The organism is Bacteroides sp. AF39-16AC, assembly GCF_003602735.1.
GTDB classification, from domain to species: domain Bacteria; phylum Bacteroidota; class Bacteroidia; order Bacteroidales; family Bacteroidaceae; genus Bacteroides; species Bacteroides uniformis.
Window position 1 is genome coordinate 90,180 of the sequence record NZ_QTLN01000014.1, and the last position, 14,071, is coordinate 104,250.

Annotated in this window: 16 protein-coding genes; 10 read left to right on the plus strand and 6 right to left on the minus strand. The window is 47.6% G+C overall.

Features of this window, described 5'->3' with window-relative positions:
• Positions 1-6: 6 nt before the first annotated feature.
• From DW039_RS12875 to proS, 5 genes are all read left to right on the plus strand, one after another.
• The gene (locus DW039_RS12875; RefSeq protein ID WP_005829234.1) at positions 7-675 is read left to right on the plus strand and encodes a D-lyxose/D-mannose family sugar isomerase; all 669 of its coding nucleotides are present in this window, start codon (positions 7-9) and stop codon (positions 673-675) included.
• A 5-nt stretch (positions 676-680) separates the two neighbouring features.
• Complete coding sequence (locus DW039_RS12880) at positions 681-1,766, plus strand: aldose epimerase family protein (RefSeq protein ID WP_005829232.1); 1,086 nt, start codon at positions 681-683, stop codon at positions 1,764-1,766.
• Entirely contained in the window at positions 1,763-2,842 is a 1,080-nt protein-coding gene (locus DW039_RS12885; RefSeq protein ID WP_005829230.1) for a metallophosphoesterase, read from the plus strand. Before DW039_RS12880 ends, DW039_RS12885 begins: the two co-directional genes overlap by 4 nt.
• Positions 2,843-2,889: 47 nt before the next feature.
• The gene (locus DW039_RS12890) at positions 2,890-3,447 is read left to right on the plus strand and encodes a YhcH/YjgK/YiaL family protein (protein WP_005829228.1); all 558 of its coding nucleotides are present in this window, start codon (positions 2,890-2,892) and stop codon (positions 3,445-3,447) included.
• 115 nt (positions 3,448-3,562) lie between these two features.
• Complete coding sequence (proS, locus tag DW039_RS12895) at positions 3,563-5,056, plus strand: proline--tRNA ligase (RefSeq protein ID WP_005829226.1); 1,494 nt, start codon at positions 3,563-3,565, stop codon at positions 5,054-5,056.
• A gap of 168 nt (positions 5,057-5,224) precedes the next feature.
• Here proS and DW039_RS12900 read toward each other — a convergent pair whose 3' ends face one another.
• Together DW039_RS12900 and DW039_RS12905 are read right to left on the minus strand one after the other, a co-directional pair.
• Positions 5,225-5,560 (minus strand): type II toxin-antitoxin system RelE/ParE family toxin, encoded by a 336-nt coding sequence (locus DW039_RS12900; protein WP_005836958.1) that lies wholly within the window; start codon positions 5,558-5,560, stop codon positions 5,225-5,227.
• Positions 5,551-5,784 carry a hypothetical protein gene (locus DW039_RS12905; protein WP_120382004.1) on the minus strand — a complete coding sequence of 78 codons (234 nt, stop codon included), beginning with the start codon at positions 5,782-5,784 and terminating at the stop codon, positions 5,551-5,553. Before DW039_RS12905 ends, DW039_RS12900 begins: the two co-directional genes overlap by 10 nt.
• A 176-nt stretch (positions 5,785-5,960) precedes the next feature.
• Here DW039_RS12905 and DW039_RS12910 point away from each other — a divergent pair, with 176 nt between their 5' ends.
• The gene (locus tag DW039_RS12910; protein WP_120382005.1) at positions 5,961-6,158 is read left to right on the plus strand and encodes a hypothetical protein; all 198 of its coding nucleotides are present in this window, start codon (positions 5,961-5,963) and stop codon (positions 6,156-6,158) included.
• Between the two features lie 126 nt (positions 6,159-6,284).
• On the opposite strand, the gene DW039_RS20945 is transcribed toward DW039_RS12910, so the two are convergent.
• Both DW039_RS20945 and DW039_RS12920 read right to left on the minus strand, forming a co-directional pair.
• Positions 6,285-6,386 (minus strand): smalltalk protein, encoded by a 102-nt coding sequence (locus tag DW039_RS20945; RefSeq protein WP_005829220.1) that lies wholly within the window; start codon positions 6,384-6,386, stop codon positions 6,285-6,287.
• Between the two features lie 54 nt (positions 6,387-6,440).
• A complete protein-coding gene (locus tag DW039_RS12920; RefSeq protein WP_005829218.1) occupies positions 6,441-6,950 on the minus strand; it encodes an HU family DNA-binding protein in 510 nt (169 codons plus the stop codon).
• A gap of 277 nt (positions 6,951-7,227) precedes the next feature.
• Here DW039_RS12920 and DW039_RS12925 point away from each other — a divergent pair, with 277 nt between their 5' ends.
• Positions 7,228-7,488, plus strand: coding sequence for a DUF4248 domain-containing protein (locus DW039_RS12925; RefSeq protein WP_005829216.1), 261 nt, complete (start codon positions 7,228-7,230; stop codon positions 7,486-7,488).
• A 129-nt stretch (positions 7,489-7,617) separates the two neighbouring features.
• Here the strand turns inward: DW039_RS12925 and DW039_RS12930 are convergent, their stop codons facing one another.
• Together DW039_RS12930 and DW039_RS12935 are read right to left on the minus strand one after the other, a co-directional pair.
• Positions 7,618-9,747: a VapE domain-containing protein gene (locus DW039_RS12930; RefSeq protein WP_009038515.1), complete on the minus strand. Its 2,130-nt coding sequence runs from the start codon at positions 9,745-9,747 to the stop codon at positions 7,618-7,620.
• Between the two features lie 122 nt (positions 9,748-9,869).
• Positions 9,870-10,193: a hypothetical protein gene (locus DW039_RS12935; RefSeq protein WP_005836962.1), complete on the minus strand. Its 324-nt coding sequence runs from the start codon at positions 10,191-10,193 to the stop codon at positions 9,870-9,872.
• 762 nt (positions 10,194-10,955) lie between these two features.
• Here DW039_RS12935 and DW039_RS12945 point away from each other — a divergent pair.
• Genes DW039_RS12945 through DW039_RS12955 form a run of 3 tightly spaced genes read left to right on the plus strand, consistent with a single transcriptional unit; the run spans position 10,956 to position 14,071 of the window.
• Complete coding sequence (locus tag DW039_RS12945; protein WP_120178065.1) at positions 10,956-11,474, plus strand: UpxY family transcription antiterminator; 519 nt, start codon at positions 10,956-10,958, stop codon at positions 11,472-11,474.
• 15 nt (positions 11,475-11,489) lie between these two features.
• Positions 11,490-12,935 (plus strand): lipopolysaccharide biosynthesis protein, encoded by a 1,446-nt coding sequence (locus DW039_RS12950; protein ID WP_118940794.1) that lies wholly within the window; start codon positions 11,490-11,492, stop codon positions 12,933-12,935.
• Positions 12,936-12,961: 26 nt separating this feature from the next.
• Positions 12,962-14,071: a DegT/DnrJ/EryC1/StrS aminotransferase family protein gene (locus DW039_RS12955; protein ID WP_120138207.1), complete on the plus strand. Its 1,110-nt coding sequence runs from the start codon at positions 12,962-12,964 to the stop codon at positions 14,069-14,071.

The window sequence follows — 14,071 nt, forward strand, 5'->3', positions numbered from 1 at the left end:
ATAAATATGAAACGCAGTGAAATCAATCAATATATCCGCGAAGCCAAAGCATTTATGACAAAGTACCACTTCATGCTGCCTCCATGGGCGGACTGGACTCCGGACGACTGGAAGACCAAAGGACCGGAATGTGATGATATCCGGGAAAGAGCCATGGGTTGGGACCTGACCGACTTCGGCTGGGGCGATTTCCTGAAAATCGGCCTGACGCTGGTAACCCTCCGTAATGGAAGTCTGCAGAAGAAAGACAAACCCTATTGTGAAAAGATTATGTTTGTCCGCTGCGGACAAGTTACTCCCACCCATTTCCATTGGCTGAAAACGGAAGACATCATCAACCGGGGTGGAGGAATCCTCTGCATGCGTCTGTGGAAGGCCGACAAGGAAACTGAAATGCTGACTGAAGAACCGCTTGTCGTTTCCATCGACGGAGTCAGTACACGGGTAGCTCCCGGAGAAACGGTGCGTCTTGCTCCCGGACAAAGCATTTGTTATGAGCCTTATCTCTACCATACTTTCTGGGCCGAGGACGACCATTGTCTGGTAGGCGAAGTCTCTACAGTGAACGATGACATGAGAGACAACCGTTTCCTCACCCCCAAGGGGCGTTTCCCGCAGATAGAAGAGGATGTTCCGGCCGAACATCTGTTGTGCAACGAATATCCCGAAGTTTAGAAAGTATGAAAGATAAGACCAACCTGACGGGATTGAATCCTGATAATTTCCGGTCCGTAATCAACGGAAAGGATACCGGCCTTTATATACTGCGCAATGGCAGCGGTATGGAGATGTGCGTCACGAACTACGGGGCCATCGTCTTATCCATCATGGCTCCTGATAGTCATGGTAAGTTTGAAAATGTCGTCATAGGCTTCGATACGCTGGAAGAGGCCCGCAGGCAAAGCAAGGACTATTATATAGGAGCTACTATAGGCCCCGTAGCCGGACGCATATTGCACGGCGCTTTCCGTGTAGGAGAAAAAGATTATCACTTACAGCTTAACTCTGTTTCTAATACTCTGCACAGTGGTGATAACGGTTTTCACACGGTGGTGTGGGAAGCACAGCAACCGTGTGAAAACCAACTTCTCCTCCGGCATTTCCATGCCGATGGAGAAGCCGGTTTTCCGGGCAATGTTACGGTAAGGATGATGTATACCTTGACGGACGACAATGGGTTCCGTATAGATTATGAGGCGGAGACAGACCGCGACACCTTGTTCTGTCCCACCAATCATGCCTATTTTAACCTGGCGGGCATGGGAACTCCCACTACTTCCATTGAAGACCATCTGGTGAGGATAAACGCGGATTTCTACCTGCCTATCGACATGAATACGAACAATACCGGTGAAGTCAGGGCAGTGGGCGATACGCCTTTTGATTTCCGCGACTACCATTCCATAGGCGAACGCATCAACCGGAAAGACTTGCAGTTGCTCAACGGCCACGGTTATGACCACTGTTTTGTCTTGAAGAAACCCGCGCTGCATGAGCTCTCTTTCGCCGCCACCTGCATCAGTCCGTCCAGTGGGCGCAGAATGGATATCTATACCACAGAGCCGGGGCTTATCATGTACACCGGCAATTATTTGCCGGGCTTCACGGGCATGCATGGCACTGTGTATCCGCGTCGTAGCGCCGTCTGCTTTGAAACCCAGTGCTTTCCCGATACACCGAACAATCCGCATTTCCCCTCCATCGTATTACGTGAAGGAGACCTTTATAAACAGACATGTATTTATCAATTCAGTACGCAACCATGAAAAACAGAATCATTCTTTGTTTGGGATGCCTGCTGGCATTCCTCCAGCTCCGGGCACAAGTCAATACCAACCAGCAGCATTTGTGCAATCCTAATTCTTTTTCCATCGTCCTGCTGGGCGACCCGCAAAACTACGTGAAGTATGACTATAACCAGCCGGTTTTTGAGCTGATGACGGCGTGGACCGCTCATCATATAGACTCCCTCCGTGTAAAGGCGGTGCTTTGTACGGGCGACTTGGTAGACCAGAATGAATGTATTCTACCTCCCTTCCCGCGTTTCGGGAATCTTACGAGCCGGGAGCAGTGGACATTTGTGTCGCGGGCTTTCGGGCGGTTGGACAACAAGGTCCCTTATCTCATTTCTACCGGAAACCATGATTACGGCTACACCCGTTCGGAGAACTCGATGACCCGCTTCCCGGAATATTTCCCGATAGAGCGCAACAGCCTATGGAGAAAGACCATCGTGGCCGCCACCAATAACAGAAACGGCCTGCCTACGCTGGAGAATGCCGCCATGGAGATAACGGACGAGCATTGGGGGAGGATTTTGATTATTGCCGTTGAATTTGCCCCGCGCGACGAGGTCTTGTCATGGGCCAGGGAGCTGGTGGCTGCCCCGCGCTTCAAGGACCATACGGTGATTCTCATCACCCATTCCTACCTTACCGGCTTCGACAGCAAGCGCATCACCAAAGAAGGCTATAAGATAACCCCGTCCAATACGGGCGAAGGCATCTGGCAGAAGCTGGTGCAACCTTCCGCCAACATCCGTCTTGTGTTGTGCGGACACTATGCCACTCCGAATGAACGGTTGGACTATACCACGGGATTCCGTACCGACAAGAATGCAGCCGGACACGATGTGCACCAGATGATGTTCAACTGCCAGGCGTTGGGTGGCGGCATGAGTGGAAACGGGGGAGACGGCTGGCTGCGTCTGCTCGAATTCCTGCCCGACGGACATACGGTGCAGGTCAGGACCTATTCTCCGCTTTTCGGCTTTTCTCCTCAAACCAAGGACAAGGCATGGCGTACGGAATCTTATGACCAGTTTCAATTCACGATAAAATAAAAAATATGAAGCGTATATCAATTATTTATTCATTAATACTCTTTTGTATGTATTTATCAGCACAGACAAGTCCGGAGTGGACTTCCGGAAATGCGAAGAAATGGATGAAAAGTGCCGTTTGGTCCAATGGCTGGACTGTCTCTCCCCATAAATCAGTCAATGCTGTTGAATTTGCCTGCCAATATCATAAGAACAAGGATGTCTGGGATGCTGCATTCCGCTTTCTTGCCGAACATGATTTGGAAGCGCTGTCCATTGGCAACCATGTCATTCTGGAGGGGAAATGCTGGGCTACGGTCAGTGAATACATTCCCAAAGAGGTGGAGAAAGGGAATATTGAAAGTCACCTCCGTTTTGTCGACCTTCAGTATGTACTCTGGGGAAATGAAAAGATGGGGCTGGCAAGTGACGTCGAAGTACGTCAGGCGTATAATTCAAAAAAGGATGTTGCTTTTTATACCTCTTCCCGGATAAAACACTACTCTGCCGATGCCGGCAGTTTCTTCTTGTTTTTCCCTTCGGACATTCACCAGCCTTCTGTCCGGGGAAAGGGGGAACTTGTTAAAAGCAGGAAGATTGTGATTAAAATAGAATATGTAGATTAGTGTGTTTTCGGTTCTATTAAAAATACTATTTGTTTTTCAAATAAATTTCCTTTAAAATTTGTACTTTTGCCGACTGTTTAGAGAAATCAACGAAAACTTTAAAAAACGAAATAGAATGGCAGTAGAATTGAAAGACCTTACCAAACGTAGTGAGAACTATTCTCAGTGGTACAACGAGTTGGTGGTAAAAGCCGATTTGGCAGAACAATCGGCTGTACGCGGCTGTATGGTGATCAAGCCCTACGGATACGCTATCTGGGAGAAGATGCAACGTCAGTTGGACGATATGTTCAAGGAAACGGGACACGTCAACGCTTATTTCCCCTTGCTTATTCCGAAATCATTCCTCAGCCGCGAGGCGGAACATGTGGAAGGCTTTGCCAAAGAGTGTGCCGTCGTGACGCACTATCGTTTGAAGAACGATCCGAATGGCGGCGGTGTGGTGGTGGACCCTGCTGCAAAACTGGAAGAAGAGCTGATTATCCGCCCCACTTCCGAAACCATCATCTGGAACACCTACAAGAACTGGATCAATTCATACCGCGACCTGCCTATCTTGTGCAACCAGTGGGCAAACGTGTTCCGTTGGGAAATGCGTACCCGTCTGTTCCTCCGTACCGCCGAATTCCTCTGGCAGGAAGGACACACGGCACATGCCACCCGCGAGGAAGCCGAAGAAGAAGCGGTAAAGATGCTGAATGTATATGCCGAGTTTGCCGAAAAATACATGGCGGTGCCCGTGGTAAAGGGCGTGAAGTCTGCCAACGAGCGTTTTGCAGGTGCCCTCAACACCTACACCATCGAAGCGATGATGCAGGACGGAAAGGCTTTGCAGAGCGGTACTTCCCACTTCTTGGGACAGAACTTCGCCAAGGCGTTCGATGTACAGTTCGTCAATAAGGAGAACAAGCTGGAGTATGTTTGGGCTACCTCCTGGGGTGTTTCCACCCGTCTGATGGGAGCGCTTATCATGACGCATTCCGATGACAACGGTCTGGTACTTCCTCCGCACCTGGCTCCGATACAAGTAGTCATCGTACCTATCTACAAGAATGCGGAGATGCTGGCTAAGATTGACGAGAAAGTGGCAGGTATTGTTGCCAAGCTGAAGTCAATGGGTATTTCCGTGAAGTACGACAATGCCGACAACAAACGTCCGGGCTTCAAGTTTGCCGACTATGAGGTGAAGGGTGTTCCCGTTCGTCTGGTGATGGGTGGCCGCGACCTGGAGAACAATACAATGGAAATCATGCGTCGCGATACACTGGAGAAGGAGACGCGTTCCTGCGAGGGTATCGAAGAGTACGTGAAGGATTTGCTCGAGGACATTCAGGCAAATGTCTACAAGAAAGCGCTCGATTACCGTAACAGCCGCATCACCAGCGTGGACAGCTACGAGGAATTCAAGGAAAAGATTGAAGAAGGCGGCTTCATTCTGGCTCATTGGGACGGGACTACCGAAACCGAAGAGAAAATCAAGGAAGAGACCAAAGCAACCATCCGTTGTATTCCTTTCGATTCATTTGTTCCGGGTGACAAGGAACCGGGCAAGTGTATGGTTACCGGCAAGCCTTCTGCCTGCCGCGTGATTTTCGCACGTTCCTATTAATAATACCCACCCCGGATTACGCGGATTAACACAGATGATTTTAGGAGTTCTGATAATCAGAAACTTTTATCTGTGTCAATCCGCGTAATCTGGGGTGATTGTATATCTTGATACGTCCTCTCGGTTTTAAATTTATAGAGTTATCTCTCATCATGAATTGATGAACAGCTATTTATATTGCTTCAGAAATTCTGAGATTGTTTTGCGTACAGTTTCCGGAGATTGTTTTGAATGAAGCATTGCTGCAATGACAATCCTATTCTCATCAATCAAATAATATATCACGTTAGGGGAAAGTTTTAAATGACGGACAGTAATGTTGTTAAATAGAGTAGAAAAATCACTGTCTATAATTCCTATATACGGATGTTTTGCTAAAAGATTTACTTTGTCTTGTATCTTTTGACGTGTTTTCTGTGCCGTCAACATGCCAAAATTATTCTCTACATAAATAAGTATCTCTAAAAAGTGCTCATAAGCCAACTTAGACCAGACTATTTCCATCCCATGCGTTCATTTATCATACTCTCTATTTGGGAGTTTGATATACAGTGTCCTGCTTTATTCTCTTCTAAGGCAAATAGAAGGGCTTCAACCAAAGCATCTCGGGGAATACTGTTGATAAAGTCGTCCATCGGTATGGCTGATTGATGATAAGTTGCCATCATCGGTTCTTGTGCCGTTTGTTTGGGAGAGTCCTGCTCTTTATATGGTTTAATTTTACCCATTGCTTTTATTTTTAATCAAAGGTAAACTGAATAAATGAAAACTCCTAATATTCAATCCATTTATTTTCCACTGCATCAAAGCCAACCAATCTACATACTATTGTAACCTCCTTCACATCTTCTCGTAACAACTTTCCCTCATTTTTGCAGCGTAAAAAAAGAAAGGAGGCCCGAATATGAAACTGAACAGAAATGACTATACCGTAGAGGCGGCAGCCGGCGGTGGTTTTTACGCTTATTTCATGAATAATGTGTTGTGCAGCGCCTACGGTGAAACGCCTGACGAAGCCTGTGAAAACCTGGAACAGATTCATTCCATAAATTCTCTTGAAGTCATGTCTGCACGATGCCGGTGTGCCTTCTGTCATTTTTAGCCCGAACATGGCTTTCCGCTATTGGGTGCGTAGCTGCTGGCGTATCTTGCGCTGTATAGAGAGGGAAGAAAAAGAGGAAACCTTTTTCGGGGTTTCCTCTTCCTGCCGTCCTTTCTTTCCGGCGACTTAAATGCTCACGTTCATCGCATTGGCTCCCAATGCCCCTAAGATGGCAGAGGCTACTGCAATTACGACTTTCAGAATTTTATCCCAGATACTTTTTTTCATGCTATATACGTTTTAAAAGTTGAACATACGAATCGGTAGTAAAATCAGTCATACTTATCCCAACGGATTTTCGCCCTGGTCTCCGTCCGAACCGCCTCCGTCTCCCGAGCCGGAACCGCCGCCGGAGCTTCCTCCTTCACCGTCTCCCTTGTTCACCAATGCCTCCAGGTCGTAGAAGTCAATCTTCTGCCCGGCACGCGTGGCGGCGATGTCCGGTCTTACGGTGCTGGAAGGCCGGAAATTGATTTTCACCGCTTTGATGTTCTTGGCGGTGCACTCCTTTACATCCAGTACGCCTGCCGTACGCGCCGACAGGCTGAATACGCCGAAGTTCTTGATATTCACTGACTGGCCGCTGTAGAGGGTTGTTATCATGGCCTCCACAAAATTGGTCAATACACTCTGGATGTCTCCCAGTGTCAGCGAACTCTTCTCTTTCATCACATACGCAATGTCGTCCAGCGTCGCATTGTCGCCCAGTGTCACCAGCTGCGGGTAGAACTTTGCCACCGCATCTGCCTTTCGAGGATCTTTCCTCGCAATCTTCTTGAATGGTACTCCCATAAACAATTAAATAATTAAAAATTAACAATTAGAAATTAAAGTCCCGTATTGCAATACTCTTCTCTTTCTCCTTTAGGGGGGGGAAGAGGGGTGCTGCAAAAGTACTTCTCCGGCTTTTTCTGCTCATGGCTTTCTTCGGGTTACGCCGTCTCTTTCCCGTTTCCTTTCTGTTCAGGAAAAGTTCTTCGTCCGATGCCCGTTTATGTCTGTATACGCTTGGTCATACCGCTGATATTCAGTATCTTTATGGTGTAATAATCAACCAATAACATAAGGAATGAAAACAGAAAAAGAAAAGAGGGAAGAGGAGGAGGAAGACCTTCGTCCGTTCCGCATCCACGCCTATTCGAAGGAGGAGCTTGCCATGCTCTACAACCCGACTTACTGCATCAGCAATGCCATCTATACCCTGGCGGCATGGATACGCCACAACAAGGCGCTGAAGGGTGAGCTGGAGAAGGTGGGCTACAACAAATACCGGCGCACCTTCACTCCGCTGGAAGTGAAAGTGCTGGTGAAGTATCTGGGAGAACCCTGACAGGATGCCGGCCGGAAATAGGGAAGCCGTGTAAAGAAAACGCCAATATATGTAAAGCCCCGTAACAATATATGTTGTCATGCACAACAATATATGTTACGGGGCTTCTCTCTTCTCCTCGAATACCGGTTACTGATATAGCTGGATGTCCACTACCTCATATTCGGTCGTCTCCTGCTCGTTGGTCCGTGTGCCGAATCCGTACTTTTCCAGTGCCTGCACCAGTACCAGCTGGGTGTGCGGGTTCACCTGCACCTTCCCGAATATGCTGAGCTTGGTCAGTATGACGCTGGCAGGGAGCCATTTTACCTGCAGGTCCTCGGGCAGCGGTTTGCGGAAGAAGACGAAGAGGTTCTCCTCCACGGGGTCTTTCATGCGGTGCCGTTCGTTGTGCTTGTTCAGCTGTTCTATCTCCTCGCCCTCGTACCAGTATCTGAAACCGTCTTTCAGCAAGGCGAGCGCCTGGGCGTAGATGCCGGGATGGTTCACCGGGGTGTGGTAGTCTATGCCGGTGACGGTGATGGGGAGGAAACGCCGGTTTCCACCGATGTCCTGCAGGCACTGCCGGTTGTTGGTGCTCGCGATGAAGGAGCAGTGGCGGGGCAGGGTGAAGGCTTCGATGTCGTAGGCCTTGCGCTGCGTCACGTTGTCCTGCGCGATGATTCGCTTCAATGCTGCCAGCTCGCCGGGCTTCACGCCTTCGAACTCCTCCATGTTGATGATGATTCGCGTGGCGAGCAGGCGGGCATCGTCCTTGTTGCTCGGGTCTATTATGCCGTTGTAGAAGTACTCTTTCCACTCGGGCGGCAGCAGGCGCCGAATCCAGCTGCTCTTTCCCTTTCCCTGCTCGCTGTAGAGGATGATGACGAGTTGGTTCATGTCCTCGTCGCTCAGCGCGCAGTCCACCAGGCCCACTATCCACCGTTTGAAGCCCTCCTGCCACAGTTCCCGGTTCTCGGTCGTCAGGGTGTCGGCAAGTTGGGCGATGTAGTCCGTCCCGTCCCAGGGGGGAAGCGCGTACAGATAGTCGGTGTAGGGGTTGAACTCCTTGGCGTAGTTGGAGTCTATCACGGCTCTGAGGAAATTCTGGTAGCAGGAGATGCCGGCCATCTGCAGGTCTACGAATATGGTGTTGTAGTCCTTTCCGCGCATGGGGCGGTAACCTTTTCCGGCATCTGCCGACAGGGCATAGGGCATGAATTCGAGGCGGTCCAGGATGAGGTTCCTGCGGATGCCGTAGTGCTCTTCCAGAAAGCTCATCACTTGGTTGATGACGGGCTTTTTCTCTTCCTTCTTTGTAGCGGCTTCGCTGGTCTTGTCGGTATAGATGTAGGCATTGTGCAGGGGAGATTCCACGTCGGGATACTCTTGTCCGAACTCGTTTTTCGCCAGTCTGATGGCTGTCTGCTCGTCCAGGCCCTTGCTGTAGCATTTGTTGCCCAGGGCGAAGAGGAAGTTGTCGCGGTTGCCTGCCCGGAACCTGGTGGTGCGCTTCACGGCGGTCACGGCTTGGGAGAATATCAGCTTCTCCCAAGGCTTTGCGTCCTGCGGCGTGGCGGCAGAGGAGGCGGGGAGGGGGTGTACCGTTTCGACGGGCGTCTTCTTTGGGCTGTTCTCCTTCTTCGCAGGCGGGATGATGCGTGCCGGCAACGGGGAAATCTGTTCCAGCAGTGCGGCATTGATATAGGCATGCGGGTCGAAGGACATGAAGTATCCTCGCGAGATGTCCTTTCCGCTTCCGTCCACCTCTACTCCGAGAAGGGCCTCGTAGTGCTCTTTGGCGGCGCTGTACAGCTTCAGGTGTATCTCCTCGAGCGTGGCGTAGGTCACCTCGCCCTGCCGGAGACGGTCATACAGACGCCGGGTGTATTCCGTCTGCATGAAGACGAACAGCTTGTAGCCGTGCCTTTTGGGGGAGAGGAAACTGCCCAGGGTGTGCGGGTCTTCGTTGATGAGGGTCCGGGTCTGCTCCAACTGTCCTTCTTCCAGGTCGTCGATGTCGAGCGTGATGACGGGGTTGTAGCGGGTGATGCTCGGTGCGAGCCTTCTTTCCCGGTAGTTGGCCGTGAGGGTCCTGAAGGGAAGCTGCTTCTTGACGTGGTTGGCTTCCTCCACCTTTCCCTGCGCCACGAGGCTGGCGATTTTGATGATTAACTTGGCATGCTTGCCGTTTTTTATGTCAGCCATGTCCTGCGTGAAGGTTGTCTCCCCGCTGACGGCGCTGAAACCACGGTAGGTGGTCACTGGAATGTTTTCCATTCTACTTGTATTAAGTTTGCCTTATTGGCGGCGCAAAGATGCCGTTTATTTCCTTAGGAAGCAAAAACGGCCATCCGCAGTGGGACAGCCGTTTTTTTACAATTTGAATTCCTTGGTCCGTTTTACTCCTTGGGATATAGCTCATTGAAGAGCTTATATATCTCATCCTCAATGCAATCGGGGTTCAGCGTATTGCCGCTTCCGTCCGCGTCCATAAAGTTTACAAGTAGATGCAGCAGCTTGGCGAAGGGGCTTACACCCTTCAGTCCGTGTTCCTTTTGGGGATTTATCAGCAGTGGGATGAAGGGTGTCAGGAAAGCCTTCCGCTCCTTGTATTCCACGGTTAACGACTTGTGTTCTACCATAGAAAGCAGGTCGAGGGCCACTTGCACCTCTTTGCTCTCTTTGGTGTACAGCACTTGGTAATCTCTCCCTTTGATTTGCATCACGCTAATTGGCGTTTTTTTGTTCTCATAATTACAATTTGAAAATCTAATTTTATATTAAGTTAACGAATCGGGTGCAAAATTAATAAAAAAGAGAAGTCTGTGCACTATGTATTACACGGATTGGCACGGATTTTTGTAGTTTCTGTGCGTATCACTTTTGTGTATGTCCGTGCGTATCATCCTTTTGTTTCCGTGAGTATCCGTCACTCAGAACGTAGCGAAGAATTCTTCTCTGTGCTCCTCTGTGCCAATCTGTGTAATCTGTGGTGCCCCTCTCCGTGAACTAGTGAAGCGTGTGTGTAGTCTGTATGTATAGGGTGAGGTACCGGAACCTATGGTTATATATGTAACACACCCTTTCTTTAAAAAGATAAGAAATGACGCGCGTGCGCGTGTATCTTAACCTAATAGGCGTAATTCTTTGATATATAGTGTGATGATGTCTGCATTAAAAAAGATTATCATTTTATCAATCAGAATATTTTGTACTTTCATTTCTTGACGTTACCTTTGCGTTCATTAAACGGAACGTGTTATAAAACATTTCTTTCATCATAAACGTTTCGTTGATAACGGCTTATCGCAAGATAGCTTGAATATAACTATTTCGTCGCCTTCCTTCCGAGATGGTGGAGGGTTTTGAAATAAAATGAATGCATATAGCCTATTTAAAGTAACCGCATTACATTACTTGACCGGGAGGTACTTCGCTACTCCGGTGTCCCCCAATCATATTTTTTCGTGAACGAGAATGCAGAAATGCACTGGTATGCAGTGCGTGTCACCTATAGCCGAGAGCTTTTTTTCAAGGATTACCTGGATGCAGAGGGCATTGAAAACTATATTCCCATGCGCTATGAGTATGTCGTGAGGAAAGAGCGCCGCCTGCGCAAGCTTGTTCCTGCGGTCCATAACCTGGTCTTCGTCCGCTCCACCCGCGAGCGTATGGATGAAATAAAGAACAAACCGGGCATGAACATCCCTATCCGCTATATCATGGACCGCGAGACCCGCCAGCCCATCGTCATCCCGGACTCACAGATGCGCAGCTTCATCGCCGTGTCTGGCACCTACGACCAGGCTGTGCTCTATCTTGAACCCACCGAGCTGAACCTCTCCCAAGGAACCCGGGTACGTATCACCGGCGGCATCTTCGAAGGAGTGGAAGGGGTGTTTGTGCGTGTGCGCCATGACAGGAGGGTGGTGGTGAACATCGAGGGGGTGATGGCGGTGGCGACGACGTTTGTGCATGCGTCGCTGGTGGAGGAGATCGAATAATAATTTGTAACAATATTGCCCGAATCTTTGAAAAATAAAGCTGTCCATGGTGCGAAGTGGAGCTTTATCGATAACATATCCAATTCCGGTGTTACCTTTTTGGTAGGCCTGATATTGGCCCGTCTCTTGACTCCTGCCGAATATGGCATTATGGCCATGATAGCTATCTTCATAGCGGTGTCCAACTCCATTGTCGACAGTGGCTTCTCTAATGCACTGATACGGAAAGTACGTATTGAAAAGGTAGACTACAATACGGTTTTCTTGTTTAACTTGATAGTCAGTATTGTTTTATACATCCTTTTATATGTAGCTGCTCCCGCTATCAGTCTGTTTTTTAAAGAACCGGTTTTGATAGATGTGTTAAGGGTAATAGGGCTGATTCTGATTGTTAATGCATTGGGTATCATTCCCCGTACCATATTAGTAAGAGGTATTGATTTTAAGACACAGACCAAAGTATCCATAATCTCTTCTGTTTCAAGTGGATTGGTTGGCATAGGCATGGCTATAGTGGGCTTTGGAGTATGGAGTTTGGTGTGGCAACAGCTTTCCCGGCAGATTCTGAATTCTCTGTTTCTTTGGATATTCTGTAAATGGATGCCCCAATGGGAATTCTCCGTAAAAAGCTTCAAGGAAATGTTCGGCTTTGGCTATAAGCTCTTGTTGTCCGGATTATTGGATACTCTTTACAAGAATGTTTATTATGTGGTTATAGGCCGTTGTTACAGTTCTGCACAGTTGGGGCAATATACTCGTGCAGAGCAGTTCAATACGATATTTTCCAGTAATCTGACCAGTATTGTCCAGCGTGTCAGTTATCCGGTGCTTAGTTCCATTCAAGAAGAACCGGAGCGCTTGCGCGAAGCTTATCGGCAGATAATAAAGACTACAATGCTTGTGACATTCGCTTGCATGCTGGGACTTGCAGCTGTGGCTAAACCTTTGATTATAATTCTGATCGGTGAGAAATGGTTGACTGCTGTTTCCTTTCTGCAGATTATTTGTTTCAGTGGTATGCTTTATCCGCTTCATGCCATCAATCTGAATATCTTGCAGGTGAAAGGACGTTCGGACTTGTTTCTGAAATTAGAAATCATAAAGAAGACCATTGCGGTGTTTCCTATTCTGATAGGTATTTTTTATGGCATCGAATATATGCTGTGGGGGAGTGTCTTAACCTCTTTCATAGCCTATTTCTTAAATAGCCACTATTCTGCCGACTTGATACGCTATTCTACCATAGAACAAATCAAGGATGTGCTTCCGGTTTTTGCAGTTTCTTTGACAATTGCTGCTGTCATGTGGCTTTTTTCCTTATTGGATATATCCGTTTATATTCAATTGCCCATTCAGATTATTGTTGGTTTGACATTAGCTTTTGCTGTTTATGAAAGATTAAGATTACCAGAGTATCTTGAGGTAAAACGGCTTGGGTTGTCGGCTCTTCACAAAAAATAGAAATCAGTATATATTTTTATAGTAAGATGGAAAATAAAGTGATTACAGTTACTTCTCCATTACTTCCTTCGCTTGACGATTTCATTCCTTATTTACAGGATATTTGGAACCGTAAGTGGCTGACCAATAACGGTTATTATCATCAAGAATTGGAGAAAGCCTTGTGTGAATATTTGAAGGTGCCTTATATCAGTCTTTTTACCAATGGCACACTGCCTTTGATGTGTGCTCTGCAAGCATTGCGTATTACTGGTGAGGTGATAACAACTCCGTATAGCTTTGTAGCTACCACTCATGCTTTGTGGTGGAATGGAATCAAACCGGTATTTGTGGATATTGATCCAGAAACTTGTAACATTGATCCGGACAAAATAGAAGCGGCAATAACCCCCAAGACAACGGCGATTATGCCGGTACATGTTTATGGCAAGCCTTGTGATACAGAACGTATCCAAGCGATAGCGGACAAATACGGTTTAAAGGTCATTTATGATGCTGCCCATGCTTTTGGGGTAGAAGTTGCTGGAAAGTCAATTCTGAATGCCGGTGATATGTCAACCTTGAGTTTTCATGCGACCAAAGTTTACAATACGATTGAAGGTGGTGCTCTGATTTGCCATGATGAGAAGACTAAAAAGCGTATCGACTATTTGAAAAATTTCGGTTTTGCAGGGGAAACGACTGTCATAGCTCCGGGTATCAATGGCAAGATGGACGAAGTACGTAGTGCTTATGGTTTGTTGAATTTGAAACAAGTGGATGTAGCTATTGAAGCTCGTCGTCAAGTGGCTATCATGTATCGTAAAGGCTTGGAACATGTACCTGGTATCACTTTTATGGAAGATATGCCCGGAGTCCGTCATAATTACTCTTACTTTCCCATATTCGTGGATTCTGAGAAATATGGCATGACACGCGATGAACTTTATTTCAAGATGAAGGAACGGAATATATTGGGGCGTAGGTATTTCTATCCGTTGATAAGCGAATTTTCTACTTATCGAGGATTGGAATCGGCTAAGCCTGAGAATCTATTAGTAGCAAATCGGGTGGCAAATAGTGTAATATGTTTGCCTATATATAATTCTTTATCACAAATAGAAATCGATAGAGTAATATCGGTTATATCGAAATAA